Source organism: Candidatus Methylomirabilota bacterium (assembly GCA_036005065.1).
In the GTDB taxonomy this organism is placed as follows: Bacteria; Methylomirabilota; Methylomirabilia; order Rokubacteriales; family DASRDR01; genus DASYQW01.
Genome location: DASYQW010000170.1, coordinates 1 through 3,123 on the forward strand (window position 1 = coordinate 1; position 3,123 = coordinate 3,123).

Here is a 3,123-nt window from a genome sequence, read left to right on the forward strand (position 1 = left end):
TCGGCCGCCGGCCCCAGATCGCGCAGATACGCTTCGAGCAGGCCGCGGGCCACGCGCGCGTCCGCCAGGGCGCGGTGCCCCCGGCCCTGCGGGACGCCAAAACGGTGGGCGAGGGTGGCCAGCCGGTGGTTGGGGACGTCGAGCTGGAGCCGCCGCGGTATGGCGCAGGTGTCCAGCACCGGGTTGTCCGGGAGAGGCAGGCCGGCCCGTAGCAACTCGTGGGCCAGCACGCGGATGTCGAAGGGAGCGTTATGGCCCACCAGGGCGGCGCCCTCGATGAAATCCAGGAAGGCGGGCAGCGCCTCGGCCGCCGGCGGGGAACCTGTGACGTCCTGGTTCCGTATGCCATGGACGAGCGTCGCCTCGGCCGGGATGGCCGTTCCCGGATCCACCAGCGTCGACCACTCCCCCTCCACCACGTCGCCGCGGAAGCGCACCGCCCCCAGCTCCACCAGGCGATCCGAGGCGTGAAGCCCCGTCGTTTCGGTGTCGAAGGCCACGAAGGGAATGTCATGAAGGGCCCCGCGTGGCGTCGCGCTTCGCGGATGGAGGACGGCAGCGATGGACATGACAGGAGCAGCGTAGTGGAATCGCCTGCCAGACCGGGTCCGGCCGCGTGGGGCCGTTTGACGCCGCAGGCGCCGGGGCGTAGTCTCGCCGCGGCCTCTCCCCGAATGACTTGCGTTCAGTGCGGCGCCGAGACCGACGAGGCACTGTGTTCCGCGTGCGCTACCCGACCCTCTTCGTCGAAGGCGCCCACGGTCGAAGAGCTCCACGTGACGCCCGCCGGCCCGACCGACCTCCCCGGTCCCGTGGGGAGCCATTTCGCCCCCGGCCAGCGCTTCGGCGACCGCTACACGATCGTGGAAGAGGTCGGCGCCGGGGGGATGGGACACGTCTACAAGGCGATCGACCGCCAGCTCGGCAAGACGGTCGCGCTGAAGCTCGTCCGGCCGGCGGCGGCAGGCCAAGGCCTGGCCCGCGAGCGGTTCCGGCGCGAGCTGTCCCTGGCCCAGGCCGTCACGCATCCCAACGTTTGCCGCGTGCACGACCTGGGCGAGATGGACGGCGCCCTCTACATCAGCATGGAGTTCGTCGAGGGGCAGACGCTCGAAGACCTGATCCAGTCCGTGGGCCACCTCTCGGCCAGGCAGACGGTGGCCCTCGGCCGCCAGGTCTGCGCGGGCCTCCAGGCCATCCACGCGCGCGGCATCGTCCACCGCGACCTCAAGCCCGGCAACATCATGGTGGACCGATCGGGCCACCCCATCCTCATGGACTTCGGCCTCGCGTTCCACCAGGGGCGCGACCGGCTGACCGGAGCCGGATCCGTCCTCGGCACGCTGGCGTACCTGTCCCCCGAGCAGGCTCTGGGGCGCACCACCGACCATCGCTCGGACCTCTTCGCCCTCGGCCTGATCCTCTTCGAGATGCTTACGGGCCGCCGGCCGCCCGGGGACGGCGGGAGCGCCCCGATGGCCCTGCGCGAGGCGGGCGAGCGCTGCCCCGCCCCTAGCCAGCTCGTATCCGAGATCCCCGGGGACCTCGACGCGATCGTGCTGCGATGCCTCGAACGTGAGCCCGAACGGCGGTTCGCGTCCGCCGCCGACCTGGAGGGTGCGCTCACCGCCACCGCGTCGGGCCTGGCCTCCGGGGTGACGAGCCCGCCCCGGCGGCTGGCTCGTCCCCTGCGGTTCGTGCGCGGCTCGACGACGCGATGGGTGGTGGCGGCCGCGGCCGTCGTCCTCGCGGTGGCCGCGCTCTGGGTGTGGCGGCCAACGCCCGGGCCCCCGCCGCCCGGCACCCGGCGCCCCGTCATCGCCGTGCTGCCGCTCGACAACGTGAGCAAGGATCCCAACGACGAGTATCTCGGGGTGGGGGTCGCCGACAGCCTCATCACCCACCTCGCCGCACTTCGGTCCCTCACCGTCGTTTCGCGGTCGGCGACCCTCGAGCAGCGCGGGCGTCCCACGCGCGCGGTCGCGCAAGATCTCGGGGCCACCTATCTCGTCCACGGCGGGGTGCAGCGCGCCGACCGGCGGATCCATGTCACGCTGAACCTCGTACGGCCGGACGACTCGGTGGCGTGGGGTCACGAGTACGAAGGGAGCGTCGACGATCCGTTCACCATTCACCGGCAGGCGGCCGAGGGGTTGAGCGAGGCGCTCCAGCTCACCCTCACCGAGGCCGATCGCGAGCGGCTGGCCCGGGTCCCGACGACCAACGTCGACGCCTTCACCGACTACTCTCGCGCGCGCACCCTGCTCGAGCGGCCCGACGTCCCGGGCAACGTATCCCGCGCCATCGAGACCTTCCAGAGCGCCGTGGGCAAGGACCCTCGCTTCGCCCTCGCCCACGCCGGCCTCGGCGAGGCCTATTGGGTACAGTACCGGGAGACGACGGACGAGGCGGCGGTGGCCAAGGCCTCGAATGCCATCACCGAGGCCCTGCGCCTCGACTCCGAGCAGCCCTTGACCCGCTTCGTCCTCGCCCGGCTGTACGACGGCACGGGCCGTCCCGACCAGGCCATCGAAGAGCTGCATGGGGTCCTGACCCTGCAACCGGGCAACGACGACGCCCACCGGGTGCTGGGCGACATCCTCCTCAAGCAGGGCCGCAGCGGGGAAGCGCTGGGCGAGCTGAAGAAGGCGGTGGACATTCGACCCAACTACCCGGAGAACCAGCGCATCCTCGGCCGCGCCTACTACGACCTGGGACGCTACGCCGATGCCGTCCGCTTCTTCACCCGCTTGACGGAGCTGCAGCCGGACAACTCCCGGGGCTACCAGATGCTGGGCGCCGCCTACCAGGCCAGCGGCGACAATGCCCGCGCCCTCGAGAACTACGAGCGCGCCAATGCCATCCGGCCCGATCCCAAGGCCTACGGCAACGTCGGAATCATCCACTACACGCAAGGAAGGTTTCGCGAGGCGGCCGGCGCGCTGGAAGAGTCCGTTCGCCTCGACCCGAACGGCGTCCGGCAGCTCCGGTACCTGGGCGACACCTACCGGCAGCTCGGCGAAGCCGCCAAGGCGCGGCAATCCTACCTCCGCGCCGTCGGGGTCTGCGAGAGCCTCCTGCGTGTCAACCCCGCGGATGCGGAGGCGCTCTCGCTCCTGGCCC

Annotated in this window: 2 protein-coding genes; one reads left to right on the top strand and one right to left on the bottom strand. The window is 71.7% G+C overall.

The genetic code is table 11. From position 1 onward, the window contains the following. Positions 1-500: 3'-5' exonuclease (locus tag VGW35_12350; GenBank protein HEV8308451.1), on the bottom strand; the 500-nt coding region annotated here is incomplete at its 3' end. A gap of 276 nt (positions 501-776) precedes the next feature. On the opposite strand from VGW35_12350, the gene VGW35_12355 reads away from it, so the two are divergent. Next, positions 777-3,123, top strand: a 2,347-nt coding sequence (locus tag VGW35_12355; GenBank protein HEV8308452.1) for a protein kinase, incomplete at its 3' end; no start/stop codon positions are given.